Below are 15,187 nucleotides of genomic sequence, written 5' to 3'. Positions count from 1 at the left end.
AAGGGACTTTTCATGGGCATGAGAATCGGGGTGGATATCGGCGGATCGTTTGCCGATTTTGCCGTACTGAACGACGCGACAGGCGAGCTGAAAACGCTGAAGGTGTTTTCGCGGCCCGATAGTCCGGGCAGCGAAGTGCTGCGCGGCATGGAACAGCTTGCCGAGCGTTACGGCATCGCGCCGAAGGACGTCGCTTATTTCACGCACGGCACGACCGTCGGCGTCAACGCGGTCGTGCAGCGCAAGGGCCTGCGGCTCGGGCTGATCACGACGCGCAACTTCGAGGACGTGCTCGATATCGCGCGGCTCAAAGGCCCGGACATGTACAACCTGCTGTCGAAGCGGCCCGCGCCGCTGGTGCCGCGCGAACGCGTGTTCGGCGTCGTCGAACGGTTGACGGCGCAGGGCAGTGTCGAAACACCCCTCGACAAGGCGAGCGTGCTCGACGCCTGCGACCAGCTGCGCCGCGCGGGATGCGAAGGGGTGGTCGTCTCGCTGCTGCACGCATATCGCAACCCGGAGCACGAGCACGCGGTGAAAGCGATCATCGAAGCCGAAATGCCGGGCTTTTTCGTGTCGTGTTCGAGCGACGTGTGGCCGATCATCCGCGAATACGAACGCACGTCGACGGCGGTGATCGGCGGATATGTGCAACCGAAGGTGTCGCACTATCTGACGTCACTGCAACGCGCGTTGGTCGAAACCGGCATCACCGCGGACATGAAGGTCACCAAATCGAACGGCGGCGTGATGAGCGCGGAAGCCGGCAAGACCAACTGCGTGCAGATGATTCTGTCGGGTACGGCGTCGGGCGTGATCGGTGCGGCGTATGTCGCGCGGCAAAGCGGGTTGAAGCAGTGCATGAGTCTCGACATCGGCGGCACGACCGCCGATGTCGCGCTGATCGTCGATGGCGAGCCGCAATACGCGAGCGGTGAATATATCGGCGATTTCCAGATTCATATTCCGTCGGTGTCGGTGTCGTCGATCGGCGATGGCGGCGGTTCGATCGCATGGGTCGACGACTTCGGCGTGCTGAAAGTCGGTCCCGAAAGCGCCGGATCCAACCCCGGCCCGGTCTGCTACGGACGCGGCGGCACGCGCGCAACGATCACCGATGCCTTCGTCGTGCTCGGCGTGATCGGCAATGCGAGCCTCGGTTATAACTCGGTGAAGGTCGATCACGACGCCGCGCATCGGGCGGTGGAAGTTCTTGCGCACCGGCTCGGCTCGGACGTGTACAAGACCGCCGAAGCGATCGTCAACGTGGCGGTGTCGGGCATGTATGCGGGCGTGAGCCGCATCGTGTCGCGTTTCGGGATCGACCCGCGCGCGTTTTCGCTGCTACCGTTCGGCGGCGCGGGTCCGATGCTCGCTTGCTACTTTGCGCGCGCGATCGGCATGGACAACATCCTCGTGCCGATGGCGCCGGGCGTATTGAGCGCGCTCGGCGGGTTGATTGCGGATACGCGTAACGACTTCGTCAAAACCACCTACTACGACCTCGACGCGGCGTCGCTGGCGAAGCTCGGCGACGATGTGCGCGGTCTCGACGACGCGGCGCGCGAGTGGATGACTGGCCAGATCGGCGATGCGTCGAACGCGACGGTCGCGATTTCCGCGGAGATGCGCTACAAGGGCCAGTCGTTCGAAATCGATACGCCGTTGCAGATGCCCTGGCTTACCGGCAACGATCTCGCGCCGCTCGAGGAAGCGTTCCATCGCGAGCATGAGCGGCTGTATGGACACCGCGACGTTTCCGCAAGAATGCAGGTCGTCGCACTACGTCTTGTCATCACCGCGGCCACGCCGAAGCCCGTCCTGCAGCCGATCGAAAGCGGCACGCAAGCGCCGACGCCTGCCGGCACGATTCGAGTGTTCATGGACGGCGCGTTCCACGATGCCGGCCTGTATCACCGCAAAGACCTGAAAGCGGGCCAGCAACTCGACGGCCCCGCGGTGATCGCGCAGGACGATTGCACGACCAGCGTGCTGCCGGATTATCGCGGCCGCGTCGATGCCTACGGCAACCTCGTGTTCACGAACGTCAACTGATTTCGTACGGAGCATCGCAATGCAATTCGACAGGGCAGTGCTGCAGATTTTCGCGAACTATTGCGTGGCTGCGGCCGAGAGTATGGCGTACACGCTGGTGCGTACCGCGCACTCGACGTTCGTCAAGGAAACCGAGGACTTCTCGTGCGCGATCATGACGCCCGAAGGGCTCACCTTCGCGTCGCCGAAGACGCTGGGCGCGACCTGGTATGTCGGGCTCGATTACAGCCCGGTGATCGCGATGATCGACGACTACGAGCCCGGCGATGTGTGCATGACGAACGACGCGTACAGCGGCTTCGTCGCAACGCATACGCCCGATATCGTGATCTGGAAACCGGTGTTCCATGGTGGCGAGATCGTGTGTTTCGTCGGCGGCCATATTCACAATACCGATATGGGCGGGGCGGTACCCGCGTCGCTGTCCCGCACGCTGACCGAGATCGAACAGGAAGGCATCCGTTTCCCGCCGTGCAAGATCGTGCGGGCGGGCGTCGTCGACGAATCGATCCTGAAGATCATGGCGGCCAACGTCCGCGTACCCGATCAGAATCTCGGCGACTTTCGCGCGCAACTGGCGTCGCTGCATACCGGCGAGCGCCGCGTGCTGGAAATCATCGAACGCTTCGGCATCGACGGCTTCAAGGCCGGCATGGGCGCGTTGCTCGACTACTCGGAAGAACAGGCTCGCACGGTGTTGCGCAGCATTCCGGATGGCGATTATTTCTTCGCGGAGTATGCGGACGAAGACTCGGTGCGCGGCAAGCCGATGCGTGTCGCGCTGACGGCGCGCATCCGGGACGGGTCGGTCGAGATGGATTACACCGGCAGCGATCCGCAATTGCAATCGTCGCTGAACATGCCGACCGGCGGACGCGAGCGGCATGCGCTGGCGCTGGTCGGCCTCGTGTACGTGCTGTACACGCTTAACCCGGACATCCTGCTAAACACAGGCATGTTGCGCGTCGCGCGTTGCATCTTGCCCGAAGGGACGGTCGTCAATGCGGTGAAGCCGGCGGCGGTCGGCATGCGCAGTCTGACTTGCAAGCTACTGCATCTGCTGACCTTCGGCGCGTTCGCGCAAGCGGTGCCGGATCGTCTCGCCGCGTGTCCGGCAGGCGGCCTGTCGATTCTCAGCGTCAAGACGATGAACCCGCAGGGGGCGACGGTGATGGCCTCGATCGGACCGATCGGCGGCGGTGCGGGGGGCAGCCCGTCGGACGACGGCGAAGACGGCTCCGGCGCGAACAACGCATTCCTGCGCAACACGCCGGTCGAAATCAACGAGGCCGAAGTGCCGATTCGCATTACGCGCTACGGCGTCGCGCCGGGATCGGGCGGGGCCGGACAGTATCGCGGCGGACAAGGTCTCGTGATGGAGTTCAAGGTGTTCTCGCCGAACACGCTGGTCACGGCGCGCAACCGGGACCGGACGCGCTTCGCGTCGTGGGGCGTGCGCGGCGGTCATGCGGGCGCGAACGCGCGTTTCACGCGCAACCCCGGCATGCCGAACGCCGAGGAACTGGATAACAACGACCTGGTGGTCTGCGTGCCGGGCGACGTGATCCGGCTGGTCGGGGCAGGTGCGGGCGGCTACGGCCTTCCTGTCGATCGCGAGGCGGCGAAGGTCCGCGAAGACGTGTTGCGCGGCTATGTCACGCTCGACGAAGCGCGTGACGTGTACGGCGTCGTGCTGACCGGCGAGCAACTGGCACTCGACGCCGCGCAAACCGCGCGGCTGCGCGACGAAACTCGCGCGCGGCTCGCAGGACAGGCGGCGCCCGCATTCTCGTTTGGCCCGCACCGCGATGCGTTCGAAGCGAAGTGGACCCGTGAACGCTACGCCGCGCTGACATCGCTGCTGGCCGGTGTCCCGGTGCAGTGGCGCTACTTCATCAAGCATCGCATTTTCGAGGCGCTGGATGCGCGGATCGCAGCGCAGCCACAAGCTTGCGCGGACGGCAGCCCGGCTATCGTCCACGTGTTGTTCGCGGAGCTTGTCGCGAACTATCCGCAACTGACTGCGGCGGCTTAACCCTTGTGGTCCGCGTTTAAAGCGGGGGCCCTCTGCGGCGCGATCGCGTTCGCAGGGCGCCGCCCTTGTCATCAGATTGACCTTGGAAACGACCAGGATGAACAACTTCGATCCTTCTCGCGTCACTGTGCGCAGTGCGCATTTCATCGGCGGACAGTATCTGGAGGGCGCGGGCGTCATCGACGTCGCGCGGCCGTCCGACGGCATGGCTTACGCGGCGCTGCCGGTAGCGGATGCAACGCTCGTGGATCATGCGGTGGAAGACGCGTGGCGCGCGTTCAAGACTGGCGACTGGGCGCGTCGTGCGCCGCGCGAGCGGGCGCGTGTGATGCGTCGCTGGGCGGAGCTGATCGAAGCCGACGTCGAGACGCTCGCGCCGCTCGAAGCGCTCGGTTCGACCCGCCCGATCGCCGATGCCGCGCGCTGGGATGTGCCGTTCACGGCGGAAGGCATCCGTTTCTACAGCGAGTACGCGGATCGGATCGGCGGTGAAGTTGCCGCGACCCGGCCCGATCATCTGGGCATGACTGTCGCTGAGCCGTATGGCGTGATCGCTGCGATCGCACCATGGAATTTTCCACTGGTGATGGCATCGTGGAAGGTTGCGCCGGCGTTGGCGGCGGGTAATGCCGTGGTGCTGAAGCCTTCGGAATTGACGCCGTTTTCCGTGTTGCGGCTGGCCGAACTCGCGGTCGAGGCGGGCATTCCGCCGGGCATTTTCAACGTCGTGCAAGGCGACGGACGCACGACTGGCGACGCGCTGTGCCGCCATCCGAAGATCTCGAAAGTCACGTTCACCGGTTCCAGTCAGACCGGCGCGGCAATCATGAGCGCGTGCGCGCAGACTGGCACCAAGCCGGTCACGCTCGAACTGGGCGGCAAGAGCCCGCAACTCGTGTTCGCCGACGCGCCGGATCTCGACCGTGTTGCGCGGCGCGTGGCGGCGGGGATTGCGGGCAACGCGGGACAAGTGTGCGTGGCCGGATCGCGGCTGATTGTCGAGCGCAGCGCGGCGGCGCGCCTGATCGATGGTGTCTCGACGGCCTTCGCCGCGCTGAAACCGGGCGCGACCTGGGCAGCAGGCACGACGCTGCCGCCGATCATTTCGTTGCCGCAGTTGCAGCGGATCGACGGCATCGTCAAGCGCACACTGCAGAGCGGCGCACAGGCGGCGACGGGCGGCGCACGCATTGCGCTGAACGGCGACGGCGCGTTCTACGCCCCGACCATACTGACCGGCGTGACGGCGGATTCGGAAGCCGTGCGCGAAGAAATCTTCGGGCCGGTGCTGACCGTGCAGACGTTCGATGATGAGGATGAAGCACTCGCGCTCGCATCCCATGAGAAGTACGGACTGGCGGCGGGCGTCCATACGTCGGACCTGAGCCGCGCGTTACGGATGATGCGCGGTATCGAAGCCGGCACCGTGTGGATCAACCGCTACGGCCGCACCGCCGATTTTGTGATCCCTACCGGCGGCTATAAAAGCTCGGGCATCGGCAAGGATCTCGGTCGCCAGGCCTATGAAGCGAATCTGCGTTTCAAGAGCGTGCTGATCGATATCAGCGACGGCGCATAGCGCGCGACCGATCGTCGAAGCGGCCGCCACAGCCGCCCCGCCCTCACGGCCGCGTCCTCGCAGACGCGGCCGTGTGCGTTTCGAGACCGGCGAAGCCGCGTCGAAAACACGCCGCATGTTGTGCTGCGCAAGCCGCCAAAAACGGTGGATTCTGTGCCTCGGGGCCGCCAATACAAGGCAACGGGGCTTTTTTGCGGTGCTTTAATTTGTCTCAGCAGACGACGCCGCGAGAGCGCGAAATACCACGGCGTTCTGCTGGCGCATCGTCTCGACGATGCGCCGCGACACCCGCTTGCAATGGCGCGAGCACTGCGCGTGGTCGCGCCCGTTTCCGACCCGGCCCCGGCTCACCCTTCGCTGATCACAGGATAAAGACATGACCCGCTTCAAGCCCAAATACATCACCTTCGACTGCTATGGCACGCTGACGCGCTTCCGTATGGGCGACATGGCGCGCGAACTGTTCTCGGACCGCGTCCCGGCCGGGCAGTTGGAGCAGTTCGTCAAGGACTTCGCCGCCTATCGCCTGGACGAAGTGCTCGGCGCATGGAAGCCGTATCAGGACGTCGTCAAGAACGCGGTGCGCCGCACGCTCAAGCGCTGGAACATCGAATACAACGATGCCGAGGCACAGAAGTTCTATGACGCCGTGCCGACCTGGGGTCCGCATGCGGATGTGCCGGAAGGGCTGTCGAAGGTCGCGAAGGAAATCCCGCTGGTGGTCCTGTCGAATGCGTCGAACGATCAGATTCAGAGCAACGTCGACAAGCTTGGCGCGCCGTTTCACAAGGTCTTCACCGCGCAGATGGCGCAGGCGTACAAGCCGCGTCTGCAAGCGTTCGAATACATGCTGGACAACCTCGGCTGCGGCCCGGAAGACATTCTGCATGTATCGTCGAGCCTGCGTTATGACCTGATGTCCGCGAACGACATCGGCATCAAAAACAAGGTGTTCGTCGCGCGTGGTCACGAACCGTCCACGCCGTATTACGGGTACACCGAGATCAAGGATATCGGCGGTCTCGCCGGTGTCGTGGGTCTTTAAACGGCTTCGAACCGCGCCGTGCGCCTCGCGCAACACGTGAATCTCGCTGAAAAGGATCTGATGAAGCTCGAATCGTACTGGCTGGACACGCGTCCGGCCTTTCGCGAAGGCTGCGAAGGGCCGGTGGAGGGGCGCGCCGACGTGGTCGTGATCGGTGGTGGTTTTACGGGCTTGTCGGCGGCGCTCGAACTGGCGTCGCGCGGCGTCCGGGTGATCGTGCTCGAAGCCGGGCAGATTGCCGGCGAAGCGTCCGGTCGCAATGGTGGTCAATGCAACACCGGTCTTGCGCACGACTACGCGTCGCTGGCGGCGAAGATCGGCGCGCCGCAGGCGAAGGCGTTCTATCGTGCGTATGAAAGCGCGGTGGCGACCGTCGATTCGATCGTCAGCACGCACGGCATCGACTGCGATTTCGTGCGCAGCGGCAAGCTCAAGCTCGCCGCGAAGCCGCAGCATTTCGCGGGCCTCAAAGAGACCTACGAGGTGTTGCGTCGCGAGGTCGATCAGAACATCGAGCTGATCACGCCGGAACGGATTCGCGACGAAATCGGTTCGGACGGTTTCTTCGGCGGCCTGGTGCAGCGTAACGGCGCGCAGATGCATATGGGCAAGTTCGGCGTCGGACTCGCGCAGGCGGCGGTGCGCAACGGCGCACGGATTTTCGAACACGCCGCTGTCACGCAGATGAAGCAACTCGACGGCGAGCGATACGCGATCACATCGGCACGCGGCACGATCCGCGCGGATCGCGTGCTGGTCGCGACCGGCGCGTCGCAATTGGGACCGTTCCAGTGGTTCCGTCGCCGAATTGCGCCGGTCGGCAGCTTTATCGTCGTGACGGAGCCCTTGCCCACAGCCCAGCTCGATCGTCTGTTCCCGGCACGCCGCGCGTATGTGACGACGCGGCATATCGGCAACTATTTTCGCGTGACGCCGGACAACCGTTTGCTGTTCGGCGGACGGGCGCGGTTCGCGATGTCGAGCCCGAAGTCCGATAGCAAGAGCGGCGAGATTTTGCGCGCGGGCATGGCGGCCTACTTTCCCGAACTCGCCAGCGTACGCCTCGATTATTGCTGGGGCGGTCTGGTCGATATCACGGCTGACCGGCTGCCGCGCGCCGGCCAGCATGAAGGCCTGTTCTATTCGATGGGCTATAGCGGTCACGGTGTGCAGATGTCGGTCCATATGGGCCGCGTGATGGCCGACGTGCTGTACGGTTCGGCTGCGGTGAATCCGTGGCGCGAACTCGATTGGCCCGCCATACCTGGGCATTTCGGACATGCGTGGTTCCTGCCGCTGGTCGGCGCGTATTACCGCGTGCAGGACAGGCTGCATTGATGAAGCCACTTTTGATAGCTCCGCTGACGGTGTTCGCCGCCGTTGCCACTTTCGATCGACGCCGCGTTGGCGGCGTGCAACAGGAGTCATGCGCATGAAGTCGAGATTCGTCCGGCTCGCCGAGACGGGGCGCCGCGCGGTGTCGTTCAGGGTCGACGGCGAAGTGGTCGCCGGTCTTGAAGGCGACACGCTGCTGGTCGCGATGCTCTGCAATGGGGATCACGTTCGTCATTCCGAGTTCGGTCCCGAAATGCGCGCCGGTTTCTGCCTGATGGGCGCGTGTCAGGACTGTTGGGTCTGGACCGCCGACGGTCAGCGCGTGCGCGCCTGTACCACGCCGGTCAACGCGGACCTCGATATCGTCACCCGCCAGCCGGAGGTGTCATGGCCCAACCTCGTGTGATCGTGGTCGGCGCGGGGCCGGCAGGCGTGCGCTGCGCCGAGACCCTGGTCGCGGCGGGCATCCGCCCGATGATCGTCGACGAAGGACGGCGCGACGGCGGACAGATCTATCGTCGGCAGCCGGAACAGTTTTCGCGTCCGTACAGCAAGCTCTATGGCACCGAAGCGGCGCGCGCGAAAAGTCTGCACGACAGCTTCGAAGCGTTGCGCGCGAACGTCGAGTACTCGCCCGAAACGCTCGCCTGGAACATCGCGGGCGGCAAGCTCTATACCGCGCGCGACGGCCTCGCAAGCGACCATGCGTACGACGCGTTGATTCTTTGCCCCGGCGCAACCGATCGTCTGATGCCCGTCAGAGGCTGGCAATTCGCCGGCACATACAGCCTTGGCGCGTCGCAGATCGCACTGAAGGCGCAAGCGTGTGCGATCGGCGGCAACGTGGTGTTCATGGGCTCGGGGCCGCTGCTTTATCTGGTAGCGAACCAGTACGTGCAAGCAGGTGCGAAGGTCGCGGCAGTGCTCGATACGTCGCCGTTCAGCAAGCGCGTGCGCGCGTTGCCGAAGCTGCTTGCGCGGCTGGACGTATTGCGCAAGGGCGCGACGCTGGTGAAGTCGTTGAAGAAAGGCGGCGTCAAGATTGTCAGCGGCATCGAGCCCGTGGAGATTCACGGTGACGACCAGCGTGGCGTCGAAGGCGTCAGTTACCGGGATTCGAGCGGCACCGTGCAGCGGATCGCATGCGATGCCGTCGCGCTCGGCTATCACCTGCGTCCGGAGACGCAACTCGCGGATCTGGCCGGCTGCGCGTTCACCTTCGATGCGTCGACGCATCAATGGTTGCCGCAACTCGACGAGATGGGCCGTAGTTCGGTCAAGACGGTCTATCTCGCCGGCGATGGCGTGCGCGTGCTCGGCGCCGATGGTGCGGAAGCGGCCGGCGCGCTCGCGGCGCTGGCGGTGTTGAAAGATCTCGGACGCACGGTCGATGCGGCGCGCGTCGACGCGTTGACGCGCGAGCGCGCGAAGATGGACCGCTTTCGCGCTGGTCTTGCCGAAGCGTTTCCGTGGCCCGCGCAACATGCCGCACGTTTGTCGGACGACACGATCGTGTGCCGTTGCGAAGGCATCAGCGTGGGCGAGTTGCGCCGCGTGACGCTCGAAGAAGGCGCGCGTGAAGCGAATCGCGCGAAGGCGTTCAGCCGCGTCGGCATGGGACGGTGCCAGGGGCGCTATTGCGGCCATGCGGCAGCCGAAGTCATTGCCGCCGCAGCCGGCGTGCCGCTCGACAAGGTTGGCCGGCTGCGCGGCCAGGCGCCGGTCAAGCCGTTTGCGATTTCGACTATTCCGGTGAGCATGGTGACGCCTGAATCCACTGAGATAGCGGGGGAACAATGAGCCGGATCGATGCGGATGTGGTGGTTGTCGGCGGCGGATTCATGGGTGTTGCCGCAGCGTTTTTCTTGCGCCAGCGAGGCCGCTCGGTGGTGTTGCTCGAACGCGGCCTCGTCGGTCAGCAGGCGAGCGGCACAAACTTCGGCAACGTACGCCGGCAAGGACGCTTTCTGCCGCAATTGCCGCTTGCGAACCGGTCGCGCGAGATCTGGGGCAAGTTGCCCGAACTGATCGGTCATAGCGCCGAATTTCTGAAGTCCGGTCATGTCCGCGTGTGCTACCGGCAGGAACAGGACGACGCGTTCGAAATCTATGCGCGCGAAGCGGCGCAATACGGGCTCAAGCTCGATCTGTATCGCGGCGCGCAGATGCGCGCGAAGTTTCCGTTTCTCGGTGACGAAGTGTTGTCCGCGTCGCATTCGGTGCAGGACGGCCACGCGAATCCGCGTCTTGCCGCGCCCGCTTTCGGACGCGCCGCGGCGCGCGCCGGAACCCGCATCGAAGAGAACACCGAAATCGCCACCGTCGAAAAAGACGGCGATCTGTTTCGCGCGACCAGCACCGACGGCCGAACCTTCTGCGCGCCGAACCTGCTGATTACCGCAGGCGCGTGGGGCAGTCAGTTGAGCGCGCAATTCGGCGAGCCGGTGCCGATCGCCATTCACGGACCTCAAATGGCCGTGACCGAGCCGATGCCTTATGCAATCGGTCCGGTGGTCGGCGTGTCGTCGCCGTTCATCGAGGAAGTGCTGTATTTCCGGCAGGTGGAGCGCGGCAATATCGTGATCGGCGGATGTGCACGCGGCCCTGCCTATCTCGACGAGCGGCGCGCGAAAGTGTTGCCGGAAAGCACGTTACTGCAATTCAGACAGATGGCGCGGCTCGCACCTGCGTTGACGCGGCTGAACATCATTCGCGTGTGGAGCGGCGTTGAAGGTTATATGCCCGACGATCGTCCGATCATGGGGCGCAGTGGCAAGGTCGACGGGCTGTATTACGCGTTCGGTTTTTGCGGTCACGGCTTCCAGTTGGGTCCCGGCGTCGGCGACGTGATGGCCGAACTGATCGACACGGGCGCGACCAGTACGCCGATCGATCCGTTCGCGATCCAGCGTTTCGGCGCGACGGCGAGCACGGTCCCGGTCGCGGCCTGACAGGTGAGTCTATGGCGAAGAAGCTCGATGATGCGGCGGGAGAATTGCCGGCGACCCCGACGATGTTTGCACCGGTTGTTCCGGTGCCGGCTTCGACGGCCACGTCCGATCTGCGGCGTACGACTTCGCGCGCCGTCGAGCGGGCGGTCGCGTTTATAGAAACGTCTTTCGCGCAGCCCGTGAGCCTTGCGATGCTCGCCGCGCTCGCCGAACTGAGCGTTTCGCGCTTCGCGACGCTGTTCAGGCAGGAAGTGGGCATCTCGCCGCATCGCTACCTCTGTCTCGTGCGTGTCCGGCATGCGCAACGCTTGCTGCGTCATGGGACGCCGCCATCCGTCGTGGCGACTGAAGTCGGTTTCTTCGATCAAAGTCATCTGGGCCGTCACTTCAGGCGGACCGTTGGCGTGACGCCTGGCGACTACGTCGTGCGTCCTTCGGCCTGACGAAGCGAACGGGCCGTGTGCTTCACGCGCGCGTCGCTATCGCTGGGATTTGACGGGCTTGGCGGCCTTGACGTGCATGGCGCCAGACTTCGACGCTGTCCGGCCACCGCCGGGTAGAAATGGATTTGTTCCACTTTGATCAAGGAGCTGGCACCGTGAGCGACGAAACCAAACCGGGCGGCTTTAGCCGTCGTGACATGATGCGGGTATTGGCGGCGGGCGGCATGCTCGCCACCGGTGCGGGCGGGATGCTGGCGGGGGCCTCGAGCGCCTTTGCCGACACGCCGAAGAAGGGCGGTAGGATTCGTGCCGCGTACGACGCAAGCTCGACCGCGGACACGCTCGATCCGGCCAAGGGCTCGACCGGCACTGACTACATCCGCTTCTTCATGTTCTATAGCGGGCTCACGCAGTTCGACGCCAGCCTGACACCGCAACCCGCGCTGGCCGAGTCGTTCACCAGTAGCGATGCGAAGGTCTGGGTCATCAAATTGCGCAAGGGTGTGACGTTCCACGACGGCAAGGCGCTCGATGCCGCCGACGTCGTGTACTCGTTGATGCGGCACAAGAATCCGGCGACAGGTTCGAAAGTGAAGTCGGTAGCCGATCAGTTCGAGGACATCAAGGCGACCGGTCCCAACGAAATCCAGATCACGCTCACCCAGCCCAACGCCGACCTGCCATCGATCCTCGCCACGCCACAACTCGTGATCGTCAAGAACGGCGTCACCGATTTTTCCACTGCGGTGGGCACGGGGCCCTTCAAGCTCAAGACCTTCAAGCCGGGCGTCACGACCGTGGGAGCACGCAACGCCAGCTACTGGAGACCGGGCAAACCGTATCTGGATGAAGTGGAGTTGATCGGCATCAGCGACGATGCTGCACGCGTGAACGCGTTGCTGTCGGGCGATGTGCATCTGATCGCGGCCGTCGATCCGCGCGCCACGCAGCGCGTCGCGTCGACTCCCGGCTACGCGATCCAGGAGACGAAGTCCGGTCTGTACACGGATCTGATCATGCGCCGCGACAATCCGCTCACCGGCAATCCGGATTTCGTGCAGGGCATGAAATACCTGTTCGACCGCGAGCAGATCAGGAGTTCGGTGTTTCGCGGCTATGCCGTGGTCGGCAACGATCAGCCGATTCCACCATCGCATCGATACTTCTTCGCGGGACTGCCGCAACGGCCGTACGACCTGGACCGCGCAAAGTTTCATTTACAGAAGGCCGGCGCCGTGGGTACGGCGGTTCCGCCGATCTTCGCCACCACGGCCGCCAACGGCTCGATTGAAATGGCCGTCCTGATGCAGCAGAGCGCACAGAAGATAGGCGTGGACCTGGCGGTGAACCGGGTTCCGACCGACGGTTACTGGTCGAACCACTGGATGAAGCATCCACTCGGATTTGGCAGCATCAATCCGCGCCCCAGTGCTGACGTGCTGTTCACGCAGTTTTTCAAGTCCGACGCCCCGTGGAACGAGTCCGGCTGGAAAAGTGCGCAGTTCGACCAGTTGCTGCTCGCCGCGCGCGCCGAGACCGACGATGCCAAACGCAAGCAGATATATGCGGATATGCAGACCATCGTCAGCAACGAAGGTGGAATCGGCATTCCTGCGTTTCTGAGTCTGCTCGATGGTTATGACGTGAGGGTGAAGGGACTCGGCGCGATTCCGACAGGCGGCATGATGGGGTTTTCGTTTGCGGAAAACGTGTGGTGGAGCGCGTAGCGCATCACGGGTCCGACTATGCTTGACGTTCGGGACTTTGCACGAATGTAGTTAGCCGCTCAGCTTCGTTTTGCATAATTAACATCAGCGAACTTTGACGTGGCTGGGCGGAATTCAAATAATGGGTAATCTTCGGTTTGACGGACATCACGCGCAATTTCAATAGGAGCTAATAGCGCGTAACTCCTTCATTTTCCTTTCGATTTCCGGTTCTATTGTTTTGTGTGTGCCGCGGTGCTTTTCGAGTTTATTGCTTCTTTTCTCGGATCTCTTAGGCAGGGACACCCCAGTCTCTCCCCGACACTGGGGAATGCCTGCACTTGAGCCACCACTCCCCCGCGTCGTAAAATCGTGGCACATCGGTTTTCGGGGTCCAGCAATGCGTCTGGTTTCTCTTTGCGATTACCGTCACAAAGCCTCGCGGCGCCTCGCGTCCTTGCCGTCAGCCTCGCGCAATGAGGCCCGCGGCGGCCGCGCATTTGTCACCCGATCCGCGCCGTGACCCCGCTCATTTCCGTCAAAAGGCTCAACAAGAGCTTTCCCGGCGTCAGGGCGCTGCATGAAGTCCAGTTCGAGCTCATGGCCGGGGAAGTCCACGCGCTGATGGGCGAGAACGGCGCCGGCAAGTCGACGCTGATGAAGATCCTCGCCGGTGTCTACACCCGCGACTCCGGGGAAATCCTCTACGAAGGCAAGCCGGTCGAGTTCGAGAGCCCGCGCGACGCGCAGGCCGTCGGCGTCGGCATCATTCATCAGGAGCTGCACCTGATGAACCATCTCACCGTCGCGCAGAATATCTTCATCGGCCGCGAGCCCCGCGGGCGTCTCGGCCTGTTCCTCGACGAAGACAAGCTCAATGCGCAGGCGCGCGACATTCTCGCCCGCATGCATGTGGCTATCGACCCGCGCGCCGTCGTGGGCGCGCTCACCGTCGCGCGGCAGCAGATGGTCGAGATCGCCAAGGCGTTGTCGTTCGATTCGCGCGTGCTGATCATGGATGAGCCCACCTCGGCGCTCAACGACGCCGAGATCGCCGAGCTGTTTCGCATCATCCGCGAGCTGAAGAGCCGGGGCGTCGGCATCATCTACATCTCACACAAGATGGATGAGCTCAAGCAGATTGCCGACCGCGTCACCGTGATGCGCGACGGCGAATATGTGGCCACCGTCGCCGCCCAGGACACCAGTGTCGAGGCGGTCATCGGCATGATGGTCGGGCGAACCTTGACCGATGTCGCGCCTTCCCACAGCACTGCGGACAAGGGCGAGGTCGCGCTCGAAGTCAGGAATCTGAATGCCGGTCCGCTCGTCAGGGACGTGAGCTTCGCGCTGCACAAGGGCGAGATTCTGGGCTTTGCGGGCTTGATGGGAGCGGGGCGTACCGAGGTCGCGCGAGCGGTGTTCGGCGCCGATCCGATCGAATCGGGCGAAATCGTCGTGAAAGGCGTGAAGGCGGCGATCCGAACGCCGAGCGACGCGGTGGCGCGCGGCATCGGCTATCTGTCCGAAGACCGCAAACGCTATGGTCTCGCGACCGGCATGGACGTCGAATCGAACATCGTCATGTCCAACCTGCGCAAGTTTCTCGCGTTCAAGTTCGTTTTACGCCGCGCGCAAATCCGCCGCACCGCCAGCCATTTCATCAGCCTGCTCGCCATTCGCACGCCCTCCGCCACCCAGCAGGTGCGGCTTCTGTCGGGCGGCAACCAGCAGAAGATCGTGATTGCGAAGTGGCTGGAGCGCGATTGCGACGTGCTCTTTTTCGACGAACCGACGCGCGGTATCGACGTCGGCGCGAAGAACGAAATCTACAAGCTATTGCGCACGCTCGCCGACGAAGGCAAGGCGGTCGTGATGATCTCGTCGGAATTGCCGGAAATCCTGCGCATGAGCGATCGCGTGATCGTAATGTGCGAGGGCCGGATTACCGGCGAACTGTCAGCCAAAGAAGCGACCCAGGAGCGCATCATGCATCTGGCGACCCGGCGTGAAACCCTGAAAGCGGCGGCGTGAGCCG

11 protein-coding genes are annotated in these 15,187 nt (G+C 63.8%); all 11 read left to right on the top strand.

Translation table 11 applies throughout. The features are described from left to right. Nucleotides 1–12: 12 nt before the first annotated feature. The 11 genes from PQR02_RS21730 to PQR02_RS21680 all read left to right on the top strand — a co-directional run bounded on the left by PQR02_RS21730 (nucleotide 13) and on the right by PQR02_RS21680 (nucleotide 15,183). Nucleotides 13–2,055 (top strand): hydantoinase/oxoprolinase family protein, encoded by a 2,043-nt coding sequence (locus tag PQR02_RS21730; RefSeq protein ID WP_408235590.1) that lies wholly within the window; start codon nucleotides 13–15, stop codon nucleotides 2,053–2,055. A 19-nt stretch (nucleotides 2,056–2,074) separates the two neighbouring features. Next, nucleotides 2,075–4,090 carry a hydantoinase B/oxoprolinase family protein gene (locus tag PQR02_RS21725; protein ID WP_408235587.1) on the top strand — a complete coding sequence of 672 codons (2,016 nt, stop codon included), beginning with the start codon at nucleotides 2,075–2,077 and terminating at the stop codon, nucleotides 4,088–4,090. 97 nt (nucleotides 4,091–4,187) lie between these two features. Continuing rightward, complete coding sequence (locus tag PQR02_RS21720) at nucleotides 4,188–5,669, top strand: aldehyde dehydrogenase family protein (protein ID WP_408235584.1); 1,482 nt, start codon at nucleotides 4,188–4,190, stop codon at nucleotides 5,667–5,669. A gap of 376 nt (nucleotides 5,670–6,045) precedes the next feature. Beyond that, nucleotides 6,046–6,714 (top strand): haloacid dehalogenase type II, encoded by a 669-nt coding sequence (locus tag PQR02_RS21715; protein WP_408235581.1) that lies wholly within the window; start codon nucleotides 6,046–6,048, stop codon nucleotides 6,712–6,714. Between the two features lie 60 nt (nucleotides 6,715–6,774). Next, nucleotides 6,775–8,052 carry an NAD(P)/FAD-dependent oxidoreductase gene (locus PQR02_RS21710; RefSeq protein ID WP_408235679.1) on the top strand — a complete coding sequence of 426 codons (1,278 nt, stop codon included), beginning with the start codon at nucleotides 6,775–6,777 and terminating at the stop codon, nucleotides 8,050–8,052. A 94-nt stretch (nucleotides 8,053–8,146) separates the two neighbouring features. After that, nucleotides 8,147–8,455, top strand: a complete 309-nt coding sequence (locus PQR02_RS21705; protein WP_408235578.1) for a (2Fe-2S)-binding protein — start codon at nucleotides 8,147–8,149, stop codon at nucleotides 8,453–8,455. After that, nucleotides 8,437–9,849: an FAD/NAD(P)-dependent oxidoreductase gene (locus tag PQR02_RS21700; protein ID WP_408235575.1), complete on the top strand. Its 1,413-nt coding sequence runs from the start codon at nucleotides 8,437–8,439 to the stop codon at nucleotides 9,847–9,849. The genes PQR02_RS21705 and PQR02_RS21700 overlap by 19 nt, the downstream gene beginning before the upstream one ends. Next, nucleotides 9,846–11,000, top strand: coding sequence for an NAD(P)/FAD-dependent oxidoreductase (locus tag PQR02_RS21695; protein WP_408235572.1), 1,155 nt, complete (start codon nucleotides 9,846–9,848; stop codon nucleotides 10,998–11,000). Before PQR02_RS21700 ends, PQR02_RS21695 begins: the two co-directional genes overlap by 4 nt. Before the next feature lie 11 nt (nucleotides 11,001–11,011). After that, nucleotides 11,012–11,443 carry a helix-turn-helix transcriptional regulator gene (locus tag PQR02_RS21690; protein WP_408235569.1) on the top strand — a complete coding sequence of 144 codons (432 nt, stop codon included), beginning with the start codon at nucleotides 11,012–11,014 and terminating at the stop codon, nucleotides 11,441–11,443. A gap of 119 nt (nucleotides 11,444–11,562) precedes the next feature. Further along, nucleotides 11,563–13,170 (top strand): ABC transporter substrate-binding protein, encoded by a 1,608-nt coding sequence (locus PQR02_RS21685; RefSeq protein WP_408235566.1) that lies wholly within the window; start codon nucleotides 11,563–11,565, stop codon nucleotides 13,168–13,170. Between the two features lie 498 nt (nucleotides 13,171–13,668). Continuing rightward, nucleotides 13,669–15,183 carry a sugar ABC transporter ATP-binding protein gene (locus PQR02_RS21680; RefSeq protein ID WP_408235563.1) on the top strand — a complete coding sequence of 505 codons (1,515 nt, stop codon included), beginning with the start codon at nucleotides 13,669–13,671 and terminating at the stop codon, nucleotides 15,181–15,183. The last annotated feature ends 4 nt before the right edge of the window (nucleotides 15,184–15,187 follow it).

This window comes from Paraburkholderia sediminicola (assembly GCF_046026895.1).
GTDB classification, from domain to species: domain Bacteria; phylum Pseudomonadota; class Gammaproteobacteria; order Burkholderiales; family Burkholderiaceae; genus Paraburkholderia; species Paraburkholderia sediminicola_C.
Note: the sequence above shows the minus strand (reverse complement) of the source record. Positions and strands in the feature narration are given on the sequence as shown.

What these genes read in the sequence shown, in the direction of transcription:
- PQR02_RS21730 (WP_408235590.1), top strand. Translation starts at nt 13, where the DNA reads ATGGGCATGAGAATCGGGGTGGATATCGGCGGATCGTTTGCCGATTTT.
- PQR02_RS21725 (WP_408235587.1), top strand. Translation starts at nt 2,075, where the DNA reads ATGCAATTCGACAGGGCAGTGCTGCAGATTTTCGCGAACTATTGCGTG.
- PQR02_RS21720 (WP_408235584.1), top strand. Translation starts at nt 4,188, where the DNA reads ATGAACAACTTCGATCCTTCTCGCGTCACTGTGCGCAGTGCGCATTTC.
- PQR02_RS21715 (WP_408235581.1), top strand. Translation starts at nt 6,046, where the DNA reads ATGACCCGCTTCAAGCCCAAATACATCACCTTCGACTGCTATGGCACG.
- PQR02_RS21710 (WP_408235679.1), top strand. Translation starts at nt 6,775, where the DNA reads ATGAAGCTCGAATCGTACTGGCTGGACACGCGTCCGGCCTTTCGCGAA.
- PQR02_RS21705 (WP_408235578.1), top strand. Translation starts at nt 8,147, where the DNA reads ATGAAGTCGAGATTCGTCCGGCTCGCCGAGACGGGGCGCCGCGCGGTG.
- PQR02_RS21700 (WP_408235575.1), top strand. Translation starts at nt 8,437, where the DNA reads ATGGCCCAACCTCGTGTGATCGTGGTCGGCGCGGGGCCGGCAGGCGTG.
- PQR02_RS21695 (WP_408235572.1), top strand. Translation starts at nt 9,846, where the DNA reads ATGAGCCGGATCGATGCGGATGTGGTGGTTGTCGGCGGCGGATTCATG.
- PQR02_RS21690 (WP_408235569.1), top strand. Translation starts at nt 11,012, where the DNA reads ATGGCGAAGAAGCTCGATGATGCGGCGGGAGAATTGCCGGCGACCCCG.
- PQR02_RS21685 (WP_408235566.1), top strand. Translation starts at nt 11,563, where the DNA reads ATGGATTTGTTCCACTTTGATCAAGGAGCTGGCACCGTGAGCGACGAA.